Origin of the sequence: Glutamicibacter sp. (genome assembly GCF_050701915.1) — a bacterium.
Classification (GTDB): domain Bacteria; phylum Actinomycetota; class Actinomycetes; order Actinomycetales; family Micrococcaceae; genus Glutamicibacter.
On record NZ_JBOGEG010000017.1, the window covers coordinates 15,393 to 32,485 of the forward strand.

Below are 17,093 nucleotides of genomic sequence, written 5' to 3' on the forward strand. Positions count from 1 at the left end.
TGAACTTTGCAGGATCAGCCAGGCCGGTGCCTCGCAACAATATTTACATTAGTGACTTTGTGTTTCGTCTTACCCTCGCGAAGATTTCGAAAAGGTTAACCTTTACTCGATTTATTGCGCTTGAAACATTTGCGATACCTCCGGGAAAACCTGAACCCCTAAGCTGAATGCATCCACTAGTTCAAGGAGAATCCCATGTCACCCCTAGAAATTCGAGCAGAATCAAGGAAACCATGATTGGCATCGACCTCGAACTGCGCGGATGCACTGTGCTGATTGCTGGAAGTAAATCCGAGAGCAAAAATACTGCGATTCGCTTCGAAGCAGAGGGCGCCACGGTGCTCACCGCCGACGAGCCCTTCCAGGCAATACAGCTGCTGGAACAAGCCGGCCTGCTGGTGATTCGCGATGCCGAACCGCTGCGCTTCGCCTCGGTGGTGCAGGCATCGCGCATCCCGGTAATGCACCTGGTACCAACGCCCCAGGCCGGATCCATCACCCTGCTAGGCGGAGGCCCCGGCGCACTGGACCTGCTGACCCTGCGCGGAGTGCGGGCGCTTGCCGAGGCAGAAGTCGTCTTCGCCGACAGGCTCGGGCCCGCAGCGCACCTGCCGGCTCTCGCACCGCAAGCGAAAATCGTAGATGTCGGAAAACTCCCCGGTCACCACAAGCTCACCCAACGGGAAATCGAATCCCTGATGATCGAAGCCGCCCGCGGCGGAGCTTCCGTAGTCCGGCTCAAGGGCGGAGATCCCTTTGTCTTCGGCCGCGGCTTCGAAGAAATCGCGGCCGCGACCGCTGCGGGCATCCCGATCAGCGTCATCCCGGGGCTGAGCTCTTGCATCACCGTTCCAGCAGCAGCCGGCATCCCCGTCACCGCCCGTGGGGTCAATACCATGTTCACCGTAGTCTCTGCCCACGATCCACTCAGCGATGCGCAGCTTGACCACCTGGCCAAGCTGGGCGGAAGCATCGTGATCCTCATGGGCATGGGCACCCTCGAGCAGACCGTCGCCGGATTGCACCGGGTTGGCATGGACCCGCAAATGCCATGCGCCATCATCGAATCCGGCACTACCGATATCCAGCGCACCAGCTGCACCCAGCTGGCCAAGCTCGCCGAAACAGCCCGCAGCCATTCCAACCCTGCGGTCATTGTCATCGGGGAAGTCGCCGGACTGCCGGCCAGCCTGCTGAACACTGCAACGCAAGAAGAGCCAGTCCCGCTGGAACCGCAATTGGAAGTGGCCTGATGAGCAGCCCCAAACCCTTGTCCGGCTTCCGGCTAGCCGTCACCAGCGACCGCCGTTCAGCAGAACTCATCGAGGCCTTCGAACGCCGCGGCGCCGAAGTGACCCATACCCCGCTGCTTCAGCTTGCACCGCTGGACGACGAGCAGCAACTGATCGCGCAGACGCAAAAGCTGATTGAGGTCCGTCCGCAGGTAGTCGTCATTACCACCGCCTACGGGCTGCGCCGTTGGGTTGATACCTCCGAGGCCGCCGGAATCGGCGACGAGCTGCTAGCCGCGCTCGGGCAGGCGCAGCTGTACGTCCGCGGGGCCAAAGCCCACGGCGCCGTCAAGGCGCTGGGCCTCGAACCGGCCGCAGTGGCCAAGGACGGACGCAGCGCCTCCATGCTTCAGCTACTGGAGGGCAAACTCCAAGGCGCCACCGTAGCCTTGCAGCTTCATGCCGATTCCGATCATGGAATGCCCCAGAGCCTGCGCGAGCTGGGCGCTCGCCGGGTACTGCGGGTGGAGCCCTACCGCTGGCAGGACACCAGCAGCGATAGCGGGATTTCTGCACTGGTAGAGGGCCTCTGCGCCGCCCACTTCGACGCGGTGACCTTCACCAGCGCGCCAAGCGTGCACGCGCTGTTCGCGGCTGCCAAGGCCCGCAATCGCCTGCCCGCCCTGCTGCGCTCCCTGGCCGAGCGCGTCGCGGTGGCCACCGTTGGACCGGTGACCGCCGCCCCGTTGATCGAAGCGGGCATCTGCCCGCTGGTTCCCGAGCGCCATCGCATGGGCGCCATGATCGGCCAGCTCGTGGAGCATCTGGGCTCGCTGGGCACCTTGCAGGCGCAGACGGTCCACGGCCAGGTGCAGCTGCGCGGACGCACCCTCTCGGTCCAGGACGAGGACTGCGAGTTGACTCCCGGGCAGGCCGAATTGGTTCGCGCGCTGATCGAGGCTGGCGGCAGCGTCCTGTCCCGCGACGAGCTGGGGGCAGCACTCCCGGAAGCCAGTTCCAAGCATGCCTTGGATATGACCTTGAGCCGACTGCGCAAGGCTTTGCCCCAGCCGGAAATCATCGCCACGGTCATCAAACGTGGGTACAGGCTGAATGTGTGATCGCCCTAATGGGCTTTTTCCCTCCGGGTTACGTAGGATCAATGTCATGGTTACTATTCAGGTTGCCGGTGAAGCTCTAGTCGACATCGTTGATGGTGTGGCGCATCCCGGCGGTTCCCCGATGAATGTTGCTGTTGGACTAGGCCGCTTGGGCCACGAAGTCCTGCTCCAGACAGATATCGGCGATGACGAGCATGGACGGCTGATCGCCGAACATGTGGCGGCCTCAGGCGTGCAGCTCGCAGCCGGATCACACACCGATGCGCAGACTTCCAGCGCCACCGTGGTGCTGGACGAGTCCGGAGATGCCAACTACGAGTTCCAGCTGAACTGCAAATTGCAGAGCATGGCTTCAACCCAAGCCACCTTGTTCCATTCAGGTTCCGTTGCCGCGTTCCAGGGTCCAAGTGCCGCTCGAATCCATGAGGCTTTCGAGGCATCCCCTCCCGGCCAGATCCTGAGCTTCGATCCGAACCTGCGTCCGGAGTTGGTTGCGGACCGGGCAGAATCGGTCAAGCAAATCGAGAAGCTGGCCGGGCTGGCGGATGTCGTCAAGCTCAGTGACGAAGACGCCCTATGGCTCTATCCGGGATGGGACACCAACCGCATCCTGGAGCACTTCTTGGACCGCGGGGCATCGCTAGCGATCATTACCTTCGGCGCACGTGGCGCCGAGGCCCGGACCAGGCAAAGCGAGGTCATGGTTCCCTCGATTTCGGTGCGCACCGTAGATACGGTCGGCGCCGGGGATGCGTTCATGGCTGGGCTGCTCCACGCCATCTTGGACAGCTCGCTGGCCAAGTCCCTGCGCGATGGCACGGAGCTGGACAGCGTCGAGCTGGAGAAGGTCATGCAGATCGCTTCGGTGTGCGCGGGAATCACCGTGTCGCGCGCCGGGGCAAACCCTCCAACGCTCGATGAACTGAATCATTTCCTCAGCGCCACGACGCGCTAGGACTTTCATATCCGGCCGATAGTCGCTGGGATCTCCGCCGGGAATGGCGCTGGTCCCAGCGGCTATTTATTTCATTCGTTGTGGGTGCCACGTATTATCCGCCCGCGTTCACCGCAGCGGCTTGGATTATCGAAGGAAACAGCAGATCAGGTTGCTAGAGTTCCTTGCAGAGCACTATGCACGATTCTTTGAGGAGGCCCCCATGGGCAGCAAGGTTCCAGCCGCCGACAACACCTTGCGGATCCTCAGGTTGCTGGCCAGCCGGAAGACCCCGACTCCGGCAGCAATGATCGCTACGCTGCTGGAGCTTCCTCGATCAAGTGTCTACCAGCTGCTGAACGTGATGCTGGAGCATGGATTCATCACCCACTATCCAGAGGACAAATCCTACGGTTTGGGGGTCTCAGCTTTCGAGCTTTCCAGCGCCTACACCCGCCAGGAACCGCTGGCCCGATTGGGTGCCCCGCTGATTGCCCAGCTGGTCGACAAGCTCGGGGAAAGCGCGCATCTGGCCGTGCTGCATGGTTCCGATGTTCTTTATATAGTCGAGGAACGTGCCAAGGGCCGGCCATCTTTGGTTACCGATGTGGGTGTTCGCCTGCCTTCGCATCTGACCGCCTCTGGCAGGGCCATCCTCGCCGCGCTGCCCAAATCCCAGGTGCGTGCGCTCTACCCCGGAGCCGCCAGCTTCTCGGAGCGCGTGGCTGAATCATCGATCTCCAGCTACTCGCAGTTGCGCCGCGAGCTGGACCAGAGCACGCAGCGCGGTTATGCCGTAGAGCGCGGGGATGTCACCCCGGATTTCCACTCGCTCGCGGTAGAAATCCGGGATTCCAACGATTGGCCGGTGGCAGCCGTTGCTGTCACCTTCCTGGCTGATCGTGTCCCCGAAGAGCAGTGGGAGAATCTCCTGCTGCAGATCCGCGCCACCGCTTCGGTGATTACCTCCCGGGTGCAGGGCAAGCGTCCCTCCTAGCCAGCTGCTACTGGTTTGAGAATGCCGCGTCGAAGGACGCTTCGGGGCGCTTGAACAGGAGGCTGCGGATGTAGCCCACAGCTTCCTTCGCCCCATGCAAGCGGTCCATTCCCGCGTCTTCCCACTCAATGGAGATTGGGCCCTTGTACCCGTGGAAGTCCAGTGCGCGGAAGGCATCTTCCCAGTTGATGTCTCCGTGGCCGGTGGAGACAAAGTCCCAACGCCGGCGGGGGTCGCCCCACGGCAGGTGGGAGCCCAGGATGCCGTTGCGCCCATTGGGATGATGCATCCGGGTGTCCTTGCAGTCCACGTGGTAGATGCGCTCGGCGAAATCGGTGATGAATGCGACCGGGTCAATGCCCTGCCAGAACATATGGCTTGGATCCCAGTTCAATCCGAAGGCCTCGCGGTGGCCGATTGCTTCCATGGTGCGCACGGTTGTCCAGTGATCGTAGGCGATTTCGGATGGGTGCACTTCCAGCGCGAACTTCACGCCCTGCTCATCGAATTCGTCCATGATCGGATTCCAGCGATTCGCGAAGTCCTCATAACCTGCATCGATGACCTCGCCCGGCACCGGCGGGAACATCGCGACGTACTGCCAGATCTTCGAGCCGGTAAAACCAACCACTACATCGGCACCGAGCCTGCGGGCGACGCGTGCCGAGCGCTTCATGTCCTCCGCTGCCCGTTGGCGTACCCCTTCCCCGTCTCCATCGCCCCAGACATAGTCGCGAAGGATGGCCTGGTGGCGGAAGTCGATGGGGTCATCGCAGACAGCCTGGCCGTCCAGGTGATTGGAGATCGCCCAAGCTTTCAGCCCGTACTTGTCCAGGATATCCAGCCGCGACTGAAGGTAGGCCGGGTCCTCGTCGGCACGCTTGAGGTCCAGGTGATCACCGCTGGCGGCGATTTCCAAACCGTCATAACCCCATTCAGAAGCCAGGCGGGCGACCTCCTCGAAAGGCATATCAGCCCACTGCCCGGTGAAAAGCGTAACTGGATGCGTAGCGTTCATGGTGGTTTCTCCTCTAGTCATCGGTGGCGATCCAGTCTCCGGAATCAGCTGATTCCAAAACGGCATCGGTCAAACGGCAGGCGCGGGCGCCATCGGCAAAAGTTGGAAGCCCTCCGGGTGCAACGCCGCGGATCGCCGCATAGGTGTCGGCCACGAAAGCGGCAAAAGCATCAAGGTAGCCCATCGGGTGCCCGGCAGGCACCACGGACAAGCGTGCAGCATCGGGGCTGAGGTCCGCGGCCTGGCGGGACAGGATTGAAGACATGTCGGGTTTGCCGATCCACAGTTCTTCCGGCTTTTCCTGCTTGAATTCCAGCGCTGACCGGTCTCCGGACAGCTCGATGGTCAGGGCGTTCTTCCGGCCGGCGTTGACCTGCGAAACCATCAGCGTGCCGATGGCTCCCGAAGCCATCTGCACAATCAGGGCAGCTGCATCCTCGGTATCGACATCCACTGCGCCCCGCTGTTTGTGGGCAATGGAGGTGGTCGCGTTCAGCCGGACGATCCGCTCCCCCGCAATGAATTCCAGCAGATCCACCAGATGCGAACCGATATCCGCGAAGGCCCGTGAGGGGCCGCCTTTGGCTGGTTCCACCCGCCAGTTATTGTCGCTGACCGTATGCATCCAATCTTGCAGGTACTGGCCACGCACGGTGAGCAGCCGGCCAAGTTTCCCCTCCTGCACGTGGGCCCGGGCCTGCCGCACCATCGGGTGGTAGCGGTAGACGAACGGCACCGAAGCCACGGCCTGGGACCGGGATGCCAGCAATGCCAGCTCGCTGGCTCCTTGGGCGCTGGTCGCCAGCGGCTTCTCGCAAACAACGGACAGGCCAGCTGCCAGTGCAGCGGTTGCCTGCTCGGCGTGCAACGCATTGGGCGAGGTGACATGGACGGCGTCGCACTGCTCGAGCAGCGCTTCCACGCTGTCGAAACCGGGCACGCCCAGGGCGGCCGAAGCTTGCCCGGTGGACTGCTCCCCGTTGGATCGCACCCCGATCAGCTGGGCTCCCGCCCGGCGGATCGCATCGGCGTGGGTCCGGGCCATGAAACCGCCGCCGATGACGCCGACCTTCAGTTCCTGCATGGCCGGTGCAGCCTGCTGGCTGTTCAACTGGGACATGTAATTCCTTGTCTTTTCTTACTTGACCGCGCCGGAGGACAAGCCTGCGACCAGATGTCGTTGTGCAAAGAGGAAGCCGACAAGCACCGGAATCGAAACAACCACCGAAGCGGCCATCATCTGGTTCCAGTACACATCGGTCTGCGAAGCGTAGGCCTGCAAGCCGATGGACAGCGTCCTGGTATCTGAATTGGTGAGCACACTGGCAAAGAGCACTTCGCTCCAGGACGTGATGAAGCAATAAACCGACACCGCGATGATGCCGGGGCGTGCCACCGGCAGGACCACTTTGACCAGTGCGCCGAGCCGGCCAAGTCCATCAACCATGGCCGCCTCTTCCAGTTCCTTGGGCATGGCGGCAAAGAACCCGGTGAGCATCCAGATGGAGAATGGCAGGGAGAATGTCATGTACGTGACGATCAGTCCCAGGTAGGTTCCGTTCAGCTGCAGTCCCACGGCACGCTCCAGCTGGGTGAAGATCAGGAAGAGCGGCAGCAGGAACAGGATGCCGGGGAACATTTGGGTGGAGAGCACGATCAGCCGGAAGGACCGTGCGCCGCGGAAGTCGAAGCGCGAGAGCGCATAGGCGGCCAGGATCGCGATGGAAACCGAGAGGATGGTGGCGCTGATGGTGACGATCAACGAGTTGGCGAAGTACTTGCCCAGCGGCACCGTGGTCCAGATATCCAGGTACGGGGCCAGCGTGATTTCCGAGGGAATCCACTCGAAGGCGCCGCGCACATCCTTGAGGGGCTTGATGGAGGTCGTGAGCACCACGTAGAGCGGCAGCACGATGATCAGGGTGATGAACGCTAGTCCGAAAACTCGCAGGATGCGGAAGCCGCGGGTCTCAATCATCGATGCTCTTTCCCTTCGGCATGACAAGTCGGATGTAGAACGCTGAGACGATCAGCAGGGCAATCAGCAGGACGACGCTCAAGGCGCCACCCACGCCGAAGTTCCAGTTGTTGAAGGACTGCTGGTAGATCAACGGGGAAATCAGGGTTGCTTCTTCCGGGGACACCGGGCCGAAGAGCAGGTAGGGGATGTCGAACTGGTTGAACACCCACAGTCCCAGCATCAAAAGCAGCACCACGTTGGCGTGCTTGATCATTGGCAGGGTGATCCTGGTGAACTGCTTCCACAGGCTGGCTCCATCCAGGGAAGCGGCTTCATAGACTTCGTTCGGGATGGATTGCAGGGCGGCCAGCAGCATCAGGAAAGCGAAAGGCCAGAATTGCCAGACGGCGACAACCACCATGACAAAGAAGGAATTCCCGCCCAATAGCCAGAACGGCCCTTCCTCCAGGATCCCGAGGTCTTCGACCAGGAAGCGGTTGACCATGCCATCGCGCTGGTTGAACATGAACGCCCAGGCGATGGTGGTGACGTAGCTTGGCAGTGCGTAGGGCACCAGGAACAGGGTGCGGAAAAATCCGTTGCTGCGGAATTTGGATGCCAGCAGTACCGCGGCGAAGATGCCAAGGCTCCAGGCGATTGCCACTACCAAGAAGGTGAACAAGAACGTCCGCCCGAGGGCGTCGAAGAATTGGGAACCGATCGGGCCGTTGGGGTCCAGCGCGGTGGTGAAGTTCTGCAGTCCCACGAACGGGGCCTTGACCCAGTTGGCAATGGAGAACTGGGTCAGCGAGAGGAAGGCAATCCATACGCCCAGCAGCATCGGGATGATATGGATCAGCAGTTCCAGGAATGCTGCGGGAGCTGAGAGCGCATAGGGGAAGAACCGGTCGCGCTTGATTGAACTGCGCTTGATCGCCTTTGAAGCGGTGCGCGGCTTGAGCGGTTCGCTGATTCGAGGCGGTGTCTGGGCTGGCGCCGACATTCGGTCTCCTTTCTTGAAAACGAATTTGTGTGCTGCAACTGGCTGCGGGGGCGCAAGGAGGTCCGCTCCCGCAGCCAGTGCAACGTGTCGGGCCGCTAGCTAGCCGGCATCTGCTTCTGCGCGTCTTCCAATGCCTTGCGGACATCGGCCTCGGTGATTTCCTCGCCCTGGGCAATCCTGGCGAATTGCTTGGCGATGGCCTCGCCTACGAGGGATTCCATCTGCCCTTCGGTGGGGAACAGCGGCATCGGGGCTGCGTTATTGGCCAGGATCCCCTTCTTGGCCTGCTGCTCGGCGGTGTCGAAGGCCGGGTCGTCGAAGGCTTCGGTGACCGATGGCAGCGAGGTGTATTTGGCGTTCAGCTTCTTCTGCTCATCGACGCTGACCAGGTGGTTCACGAATTCAAGGGCGGCATTCTTGTTATCCGAGTTCTCGAAGACGCTCACGTTGATGCCTGCAACCAGCGACTGGGTGGCTTCCAGCCCGGTGGCATCGGCGTTCTTCAGCGGGATCGGCGCCATGGCGTAGTCCTTGAAGTCGGCGGCGTTGAAGGACTTACCCGGGGCCTGGTCGAAGAACATGGCGGCGTTGCCGTCCATGATTTCCCCTGGCAGGACCGAGCCATCGTTGATCTCGGCGTTGGACTTGGAGACCACGCCTTCTTCGCCCATCAGCTGGATCCAGTCGTTGACGCCGCTGACGACGCCATCATTGGTGAAGTCCGGCTTGCCGTCCTTGGTGTACAGCTCGCCGCCGTTTTGCATGCCCAGGATGAATGCGGAGTGGGCATTGTTGGCGGTACGCTGTCCGGCCAAGGCGAAACCGTACTGGTCGACCTTGCCGTCATCGTCGGTGTCCTTGGTCAGCTTCTTGGCGGTGGCCAAGAATTCATCCCAGGTTTTCGGCGCTTGCTTGATGCCGGCTTCGTCGAACATCTTGGTGTTGTAGTACAGCCCGTAGGCCATGGAGTACAACGGCAGCGAGGTTGGGGCTTGTCCTTCGGCGCCGCCGGTGGCAAGGGCTGCCGGCACGAACTTTTCCGCTCCGCCCACGGCTTCCAGCGCCTCTCCTTCAAAGGGGACGAAGGCGCCGCTGGCCTGCAAGGTGGTGGCCCAGGTGTTGCCGATGTTCAGCACGTCCGGACCTTCGCCGCTGGAGACGGCGGTGAGGATGCGGTTGTACAGGTCAGCCCAGGGGACGACTTCCAGCTCGACCTCGATGCCGGTTTCCTCGGTGAACCGCTTGATGGATTCGCCCAGGATCTCTTCGTCCTGGGTGACGGAGCTGCCCTGGTTCGAAGCCCAGTAGGTGATGGTTCCGCCGGCTTCTTCCGAGCCGGAGCCGGAAGCCGAGCCGGAGCAGGCGGCCAGGCCGCTGAGCGACAGCGCTGCAATGGAGGTGATCGCGGTGAAGCGCCCCAGCTTGCTCTTGAAATGTGGTGCAGACATGTTGGTTCCTTTTCAGGTGCGGGTGGTGCTGTAAAGGGGTGGTGCTTCAGGCGAGGATGCCGGGAGCCGAAGGATCCCAGGCCGGGTCCAGCAGCGCGATAGGCTCTACCGTCGAGGTCACCTCGACGAATGTTCCCGATTCGATTGCTTCCGCGGCGCAGACCATGATGTCCAGGACGTGGAACGCCAGTTCCCCTGGCACACGTTCCTTGCGTCCCTCCCGGATGGCCTGGGCCAGTTCGGCTACGCCGGTACCGCGCCCGTAACTGGATCCTTGGGCAACGACAACGCTCGGCTCCTGGTCCGCCAGGTGGAGGATGGTGTCGCCGGTGAATTCGTTCGGATCCGAGAGCTGCGCGGTGCCTTCCGTTCCCGAGATCTCCACGAACCCTGCACGCTTGAGCTTCGAGTCGAAGCTGAAGATGCACTGCGCGCTGGCCCCGGATTCAAAGGAGAGCAGCGCTCCGACGTGGGTTGGAACCTCGACCGGGAAGCTGGTTCCGGCCTTGGGGCCTGCGCCGATCACCCGCTGCGCGCGAGCCTGCGATCCCAGGGCGGCTACCTTGGCTACCGGGCCGAAGACACGCACCAGAGTGGTCAGGTAGTAGGGCCCGAGGTCGAAGAGCGGTCCGGCGCCGTTGGCGAAGAGGAATTCCGGGCTGTGGTGCCAGGATTCCGGGCCAGGGCCCTGGAAGATGGCCAGGCCGGACAGCGGGGTGCCGATGGCGCCGCTTTCAATCTGCCGCAGTCCGCTCTGGATGCCTGCGCCCAAGATGGTATCCGGTGCTACGGCGACCCGGACCCCGGCCGCCTTGGCGGCTTCTACCAGCTGCCGGCCGGATTCGCGGTCCAGCGCGTAGGGCTTCTCGCCCCATACGTGCTTGCCGGCGGCCACCGCCTGCAGGGCAACCTCGACATGAACTGCCGGGATGGTCAGGTTCACGACGATCTGGATGTCGTTGCGGGCCAGCAATTCTTCGTAGGTTCCCGAGGCTTCGACGGACCATTTCCGCGCTTGGCTTGCTGCGCGTTCGGCATCCAGGTCGGCGATGAACCGCACGGCGAGGTCTGGGAATGCGGTGAGGTTCTCAAGGTATTGGTCGCTGATGGTGCCGGCTCCGACAATGCCCACGCCCATAGGCTGATTCTGAAATTCCATATGCCCTAGTTCTTTTCTGCTACGAGGTAGGCGCGGCTTTGGGACACGGCCTGGAAGATGTCGCCTGCGAAGTCATCGAGCTCCACCACATGCAACATGCCGCTGGTGGCGTCGATGATCTGGTCGATCGGCATGGAGCCGCTGCCCACCGGAACCTGTTCCTTGTGGTTCTTGGACTTCGGCCCGTCCTTGATATGCAGGGCCACGACGCGGGGAGCCAACGCTTCAAGCAGCTGGAGTACATCGGCGCCACCCACGGCAACCCAGTAGGTGTCCACTTCCAGGACGACTTCAGGGTCCAGCAGGCTAGCCAGGTATTCCAGGGCCGTCTTGGAATTGATCTTGCTGGAGATTTCCCAGTCGTGGTTGTGGTAGCCGACCTTGATGCCGTATTCGGCTCCGCGCCGGGAGGCGGCGTTGAGTTTTTCCGCGATGGCGTGAATGGATTCGGCATCCTGCCACTGCTCCGCCGGGATGAACGGATCGATGACGGTGGTGATGCCGAGCTTGCCGGCGGCGGCGAAGACCTCGTCGTAGTCCGAGGAGAGCAGCGGTGCGTGCGCCGTTGGCGCGCTGAGTTCGTTCTTGGCCAGCGCCTGGGCATACTCGTCAGCGCGGGCCACGAAGTTGTAGGGCTCGACTTGCGTGTAGCCGATGCCAGCTACTCGCTCAAGTGTCGCGGCCAGGTCCTCTGCGATGTGTTCGCGCAGCGTGTACAGCTGGATTGATAGGTCGTGGGCAGGCAAAGGCGTCTCCTGAAAGAAGTGGTGGGTGCGATCCAGATGCTCATGACTTGCATCACACATTGAGACTAGTTTTACTTTTGTCGATAGTCAATAGAAGTATGTCGACATTCTTTTAAAGTGTTTCGGCTTCTCGTCTATTGCTGTGTTTTACTGGGTTCATGGCCAATCCTTCGAGCCCCCAAAGCCTGCAGTTCGCCCGCGGCGCCAGTGGTGCAGGCGACGTCTTGCAACTGTTCATGGACGGTGCCGCGCACAGCCGCACCGACCTTGCCGCCCTGACCGGCATGGCTCGCTCCACCTTGCAAGAGCGCCTCGACGTGCTCATCCAGCTTGGCCTGATTGGCACCATCGCAGATGGCGCGTCCACCGGTGGCCGCCCTCCCCAGCGGCTCGCGCTGCTCCCCGACGCCCGCCTGGTGCTGGCCATCGATTTGGGAGCAAGCCACCTGCGCATTGCGCTGACCAACTTGACCCCCGCACCCTTGGTGCAATCCCAGGCGCCCATTTCCTTCGCTGACGGACCCGAAGCGATCTTGCAGACCGCGATGGACCTGGCCGATGGATTGCTCGATTCGCTGGGGCGCACCCGTGAGGATGTCATTGCCATAGGCATGGGAGTGCCAGGACCGGTGAATTTCGAGACCGGCCGTCCAGCGAATCCGCCAATCATGCCCGGATGGGACGATTTCGACATCCCGGCATGGTTCCAGCAGCACTTGGACGCCTTGGTTGTCGTGGACAATGACGTGAACCTGATGGCCATTGGCGAGAAGGACCAGCTGGAGACCGGCAGCGAGGACTTCATTTTCGTCAAGCTAGCTACCGGTATCGGCTCGGGCATCATTTCCGGAGGACTGCTGCAACGCGGAGCGCAGGGCACGGCCGGCGATATCGGGCACGTGCGTATCCGCCGCGGGGATGGCATCTACTGCCATTGCGGCAATGAAGGCTGCCTGGAAGCCGTGGCCGCCGGACCCAAAATTGCCACCGCATTACGGGCGCAGGGCATCGAAGCCCACAGCAACACCGATGTGGTCGCCCTGGTGAATGCAGGGAACATCCAGGCGATCCACGCAGTGCGCCAAGCCGGCCGCGACTTGGGCGAAGTACTGGCTGCAAGCGTGAGCTTGCTGAACCCGTCGCTGATCGTGGTCGGCGGACGGATCTCCGCCGCAGGAGAGCACCTGCTGGCAGGCATCCGCGAGGTGGTCTACCAGCGCGGGGCCCCGCTATCCACCCAGCATCTGCAGATTCGCACCTCGCGCAGCTGGGAAGTTGGCGCCCTGCGCGGAGCCAGCATGATCGCCATCAGCCAGGCCCTGAGCCCGGAGGCAATCGAACGAAGCGCGCTGGCGCTAATCCCCGCCAGCTAGGAGCTGAACGCGACCGGAAATTCCCCTGATTCTGAAATACCGGACAGCTCTGCCTATTCTCCGGTATCCAAGCCATGGCCGATAGCCAATGATGGAATCAGTTAGCTACGTTACATCGTAAGGAATTGCCATGAGCCACGAACCACGTGTTGTCCGCGCCCCGCGCGGTACCGAACTGACCGCCAAGTCATGGGCCACCGAAGCCCCATTGCGCATGCTGATGAACAACTTGGATCCGGAAGTTGCCGAACGCCCCGAGGATCTCGTGGTCTACGGCGGCACCGGCAAGGCAGCCCGCTCATGGGAAGCCTTCGATGCGATTGTCCAAACGCTCAAGGACCTGGAAGAGAACGAGACGCTGCTGGTGCAGTCCGGCAAGCCGGTAGGCGTGTTCAAGACCAACAAGTGGGCACCGCGGGTGCTGATTGCCAACTCCAATCTCGTTGGCGACTGGGCCAACTGGGAGCACTTCCGCAAGCTGGAAGCCGAAGGCCTGATGATGTACGGCCAGATGACCGCCGGGTCGTGGATCTACATCGGCACCCAGGGCATCTTGCAGGGCACCTATGAAACTTTCGCCGCAATCGCCGAGAAGCGCTTCAACGGCTCGCTGGCCGGAACCCTGACCCTGACCGGTGGTTGCGGGGGCATGGGTGGCGCCCAGCCGCTGGCCGTGACCCTCAATGGCGGTGCCGTGCTGATCGTTGACGTGGATGAAACGCGTCTGCGCCGCCGTGCCTCCAAGCGCTACCTCGATGAGGTCGAGCTGGATCTGGACAAGGCGCTTGAGAAAGTCCTGGCAGCGAAAGCCGAGGGCCGCCCGCTGTCGGTAGGCTACGCCGGCAACGCCGCCGAGGTGTTCCCGGCGCTGCTCAAGCGCCACGAAGCTGGGGAATTCACCTTCGACATCGTCACCGACCAGACCAGCGCCCACGATCCGCTGAGCTACCTGCCGGTGGAATACACCGTGGACCGGTGGCATGCCGAAGCCGAAGCCGATCCGGCAGGCTTCACCAAGAAGGCCCAGGCTGCCATGGCTGCGCAGGTCGAGGCGATGGTGGGGTTCCAGGACGCCGGCGCGGAGGTCTTCGACTACGGCAACTCGATCCGCGATGAGGCGCGCAAGGGCGGTTTCACCCGCGCCTTCGAGTTCCCGGGCTTCGTCCCGGCCTACATCCGCCCACTGTTCTGCGAGGGCCTGGGCCCATTCCGCTGGGTAGCGTTGTCCGGGGATCCGGAGGACATCAAGGTCACCGACCAGGCACTGAAGGAACTGTTCCCGGAAAACGAGCACCTGCACCGCTGGCTGGATGCCGCCGAGAAGCACGTGGAGTTCGAGGGCCTGCCGGCGCGCATCTGCTGGCTGGGCTACGGCGAGCGCCACAAGGCTGGCTTGCTGTTCAACCAGCTGGTCGCCGAAGGCAAAGTTTCTGCACCTATCGTGATCGGCCGCGACCATCTGGATTCGGGTTCGGTCGCTTCGCCTTACCGCGAGACCGAGGCCATGAAGGACGGCAGCGACGCCGTGGCTGACTGGCCGCTGCTGAACGCGCTGACCGCAACCAGCTCCGGGGCCTCGTGGGTATCCATCCATCATGGCGGCGGCGTCGGCATGGGCCGTTCCATCCACGCCGGCCAGGTTTCCCTGGCTGACGGCAGCGAACTGGCTGCCGCGAAGCTCGAATCCCTGCTCACCAATGATCCGGGCATGGGCGTCATCCGCCACGTGGATGCAGGATATGAACGCGCCACCGAGGTCGCCGCCGAGCGCGGCGTGCGCATTCCGATGGCAGCACAGGATAAGTAGCACCCTTTAAATAAGCTTGAGGCGCCACCAACGCGGCGCCTCAAGCTAATGCCATCTAATTGCAGGTCACCGCTGCCGGATCTACGGCTTGCGGGTTTCGGCACTGATAAACCAGGCCTGCTGCTCCAGATCCGCAATGTATTGGTGCAGGATGTCGGCGGTGGTTGGATCCGCTTCGTCCACCGGGTCATGGACCTCGCGCATGAGGCCCACAGTTGTCTGCAGCGCCTCGACGACCATGTCCACTGCATTAGTGGTCAGGATTTCGGTGTTCACGGGCTGTTCCAGCTTCGTGTACTTCGTGACAGTTGCTGCCAGCCCGTCGGGGGTGGCATGCAACGCGCGCATCCGCTCGGCGATTTCGTCGGAACCGCGGCGTGCAATATCGACGATTTCGTCAAGGTTCTGGTGCAGGTCGCGGAAATTGGGACCGACAACATTCCAGTGGATCTGCTTGCCTACCAATTGCAGGTCCAGCAGCTGGATCAGCACGGTCTGCAAGGAATCGCGCAGCACTTCCGGGGCCACGAATCCGTTCTCGGCGTTCTCGCGATCAGTTTTCTTTGCTGGAGTCTTCTTCGAATTAGCCAATGCTTCTCCTTACGTTGTCATGGACGCTTGGGGCAAGACCTTTCTCGGTGTCCCACTGTGGACACTATCGACTTGCCGTCTGGATTCCGAACAGATGGACGATTCTTTCGGACAACATTCAGCTTTCTCCTCACGCCGAATGAGTTTCGCCGGCACCTGCAAAGGAAGTCCGGCTAACCGTTTCCCAGGTTAAAGTCATTGGCTGGGACCCATGCCTGCTTGTAGCACAAACTTGCATTGAAGTGTCAAGCTCCAAGTTTTATATAGCTCTTTGACTCGTTTCCTAAGCAGCCACATCGTTCGTCAGCGTCTGTTCTGTCCACAGTTGATGCACCCGTGCCGGCGACCTGTATCCGAGCGCCGAATGCAACCGCTGGGAGCTGTACCAGCCAACCCACCCGGAGGTCTCGGCCATGACTGCAACCTGCCCAGACCATTGCTTCCGGTCGATCCATTCTGCCTTCTAGACCGAGTACAGCGCCTCGGCCATGGCATTATCGTGGAATCGCCCATGGAACCTACCGAAGCAACGACCTTGGACTCGGCCAAGGCTAGCCCGTATCCAATGAACCGGAATTGCACGCCGCGATCTGTAGTGGACGAGACCGGTCGCGTCCTCGCCATCTTGATACTTCCTTGCCAGGGCCATCATCAAAGCATCCCTGACCAGTGACTCCCGCATGTGAGGAGTACTTGCCAGCCCACGATTTCGCGGGTGAACAAATCCAAAATGAACATCGCGTAGACCCACCCGACCTGGGTTGAAACGTACGTTATATCAGCCAGCCAAAAGAAGATTGGGGGATGCCGCGGTGAACTGGCGATCCACCAGATCCACCGGGCATGATTCTGGAAAAGTCACTGCTTTCTTCAGGATCTCATTGGCCCGATTGGTTTCGGCCAGTTCGGCGCGCAGGCGTTTATTCTCGGCTTCCAGGTCAATGGACTGCGCTGGTGTCATCGCGCCGCTGCTCTTATAGTTGCGGACCCAGGTGCACAGCGTTTCGCTGCTCAGAGCTAGCTCTTTGGCGACGCGTCGGATCGCGCCGTTCGCTGTGCTGGAATCGGCCTGCGCGTGGATCACGAGGTCCACGGCATGGGTCTTGAGTTCGTCGGTGTATCTGATCGGCAAGAGAGAAGTGTTCCTTTTCCAATTTCCTTGCCTCTATTAAACCCGGTGCGGCTCAATGGGCTTCCAGCCCTATCCCGGTAACCAGACGCTGCGCGACGGAGCAGGCTAACAACTTAGGTGCCTTAACTGGCTCGGCATGTGCCAGACCCCAGTTCCTGGGGCACTACGCCGGCCTTCATAGTTCAGCGTTCGAAGCAGCGCCGCATGACCTGATAGCGCACGATCGTTCGTGAATGCGAACACACTTCTAGAAGCGTTGTTGTTTGTTTGCCGGGGTTAGAAAGTGGTTTGGAAATTCTTTTAAGAAGTTCCAGCCCCTACCTGTTCAGAGAAAAATGGACCTACAACCTTGGATCGTAATATCCTTTTCCCCGGTCGATATTCTTTCTGGCATCTCGAAGCGCTTGAGAAATTTCAGGATTGGAACCTTCAAAATCGTCAGCACGCCTGTCCAATCCCCGGAACGCTCCGATAATGAACGGCAATGCGCACAATACGACAATGGCACAGACGATTAATATCGATGCAATATCCATACGAGTCCTCGTTCCGACCTACGCTTACACTATTCT

The 17,093-nt window shown here is 61.4% G+C and carries 17 protein-coding genes; 6 read left to right on the forward strand and 11 right to left on the reverse strand.

Annotated features, from left to right (window positions below):
- Nucleotides 1-233: 233 nt before the first annotated feature.
- The 4 genes from cobA to ACRDT3_RS11240 all read left to right on the forward strand — a co-directional run bounded on the left by cobA (nucleotide 234) and on the right by ACRDT3_RS11240 (nucleotide 4,284).
- Nucleotides 234-1,253, forward strand: a complete 1,020-nt coding sequence (gene cobA / locus ACRDT3_RS11225) for a uroporphyrinogen-III C-methyltransferase (protein WP_431493046.1) — start codon at nucleotides 234-236, stop codon at nucleotides 1,251-1,253.
- A complete protein-coding gene (locus tag ACRDT3_RS11230) occupies nucleotides 1,253-2,353 on the forward strand; it encodes a uroporphyrinogen-III synthase (protein ID WP_431493047.1) in 1,101 nt (366 codons plus the stop codon). Before cobA ends, ACRDT3_RS11230 begins: the two co-directional genes overlap by 1 nt.
- 46 nt (nucleotides 2,354-2,399) lie before the next feature.
- Nucleotides 2,400-3,308: a carbohydrate kinase family protein gene (locus ACRDT3_RS11235; RefSeq protein ID WP_431493048.1), complete on the forward strand. Its 909-nt coding sequence runs from the start codon at nucleotides 2,400-2,402 to the stop codon at nucleotides 3,306-3,308.
- A 202-nt stretch (nucleotides 3,309-3,510) separates the two neighbouring features.
- On the forward strand, nucleotides 3,511-4,284 hold the full coding sequence (locus ACRDT3_RS11240; RefSeq protein ID WP_431493049.1) for an IclR family transcriptional regulator: 774 nt from the start codon (nucleotides 3,511-3,513) through the stop codon (nucleotides 4,282-4,284).
- Nucleotides 4,285-4,291: 7 nt separating this feature from the next.
- On the opposite strand, the gene ACRDT3_RS11245 is transcribed toward ACRDT3_RS11240, so the two are convergent.
- From ACRDT3_RS11245 to ACRDT3_RS11275, 7 genes are all read right to left on the reverse strand, one after another.
- Nucleotides 4,292-5,302 carry a sugar phosphate isomerase/epimerase family protein gene (locus ACRDT3_RS11245; protein ID WP_431493050.1) on the reverse strand — a complete coding sequence of 337 codons (1,011 nt, stop codon included), beginning with the start codon at nucleotides 5,300-5,302 and terminating at the stop codon, nucleotides 4,292-4,294.
- A gap of 13 nt (nucleotides 5,303-5,315) precedes the next feature.
- Entirely contained in the window at nucleotides 5,316-6,422 is a 1,107-nt protein-coding gene (locus tag ACRDT3_RS11250; RefSeq protein WP_431493051.1) for a Gfo/Idh/MocA family protein, read from the reverse strand.
- Between the two features lie 18 nt (nucleotides 6,423-6,440).
- Complete coding sequence (locus ACRDT3_RS11255; RefSeq protein ID WP_431493052.1) at nucleotides 6,441-7,280, reverse strand: carbohydrate ABC transporter permease; 840 nt, start codon at nucleotides 7,278-7,280, stop codon at nucleotides 6,441-6,443.
- Nucleotides 7,273-8,265, reverse strand: a complete 993-nt coding sequence (locus tag ACRDT3_RS11260) for a carbohydrate ABC transporter permease (RefSeq protein WP_431493053.1) — start codon at nucleotides 8,263-8,265, stop codon at nucleotides 7,273-7,275. Before ACRDT3_RS11260 ends, ACRDT3_RS11255 begins: the two co-directional genes overlap by 8 nt.
- A 95-nt stretch (nucleotides 8,266-8,360) precedes the next feature.
- Nucleotides 8,361-9,713, reverse strand: coding sequence for an ABC transporter substrate-binding protein (locus tag ACRDT3_RS11265; RefSeq protein ID WP_431493054.1), 1,353 nt, complete (start codon nucleotides 9,711-9,713; stop codon nucleotides 8,361-8,363).
- Nucleotides 9,714-9,759: 46 nt separating this feature from the next.
- Nucleotides 9,760-10,872: a Gfo/Idh/MocA family protein gene (locus ACRDT3_RS11270; RefSeq protein ID WP_431493055.1), complete on the reverse strand. Its 1,113-nt coding sequence runs from the start codon at nucleotides 10,870-10,872 to the stop codon at nucleotides 9,760-9,762.
- 5 nt (nucleotides 10,873-10,877) lie between these two features.
- Nucleotides 10,878-11,618, reverse strand: coding sequence for a sugar phosphate isomerase/epimerase family protein (locus ACRDT3_RS11275; protein ID WP_431493056.1), 741 nt, complete (start codon nucleotides 11,616-11,618; stop codon nucleotides 10,878-10,880).
- A 158-nt stretch (nucleotides 11,619-11,776) separates the two neighbouring features.
- On the opposite strand from ACRDT3_RS11275, the gene ACRDT3_RS11280 reads away from it, so the two are divergent.
- Both ACRDT3_RS11280 and hutU read left to right on the forward strand, forming a co-directional pair.
- Entirely contained in the window at nucleotides 11,777-12,991 is a 1,215-nt protein-coding gene (locus tag ACRDT3_RS11280) for an ROK family protein (protein WP_431493057.1), read from the forward strand.
- A 130-nt stretch (nucleotides 12,992-13,121) separates the two neighbouring features.
- Complete coding sequence (gene hutU, locus ACRDT3_RS11285; RefSeq protein ID WP_431493058.1) at nucleotides 13,122-14,798, forward strand: urocanate hydratase; 1,677 nt, start codon at nucleotides 13,122-13,124, stop codon at nucleotides 14,796-14,798.
- An 81-nt stretch (nucleotides 14,799-14,879) separates the two neighbouring features.
- Here hutU and ACRDT3_RS11290 read toward each other — a convergent pair whose 3' ends face one another.
- The 4 genes from ACRDT3_RS11290 to ACRDT3_RS11305 form a co-directional block, all read right to left on the reverse strand.
- Nucleotides 14,880-15,389: a Dps family protein gene (locus tag ACRDT3_RS11290; protein ID WP_431493059.1), complete on the reverse strand. Its 510-nt coding sequence runs from the start codon at nucleotides 15,387-15,389 to the stop codon at nucleotides 14,880-14,882.
- Nucleotides 15,390-15,672: 283 nt separating this feature from the next.
- The gene (locus ACRDT3_RS11295) at nucleotides 15,673-15,840 is read right to left on the reverse strand and encodes a hypothetical protein (RefSeq protein ID WP_431493109.1); all 168 of its coding nucleotides are present in this window, start codon (nucleotides 15,838-15,840) and stop codon (nucleotides 15,673-15,675) included.
- A gap of 327 nt (nucleotides 15,841-16,167) precedes the next feature.
- Nucleotides 16,168-16,521, reverse strand: coding sequence for a transposase (locus ACRDT3_RS11300; RefSeq protein ID WP_431493060.1), 354 nt, complete (start codon nucleotides 16,519-16,521; stop codon nucleotides 16,168-16,170).
- 341 nt (nucleotides 16,522-16,862) lie between these two features.
- A complete protein-coding gene (locus ACRDT3_RS11305; protein WP_431493061.1) occupies nucleotides 16,863-17,057 on the reverse strand; it encodes a hypothetical protein in 195 nt (64 codons plus the stop codon).
- Nucleotides 17,058-17,093: the final 36 nt, after the last annotated feature.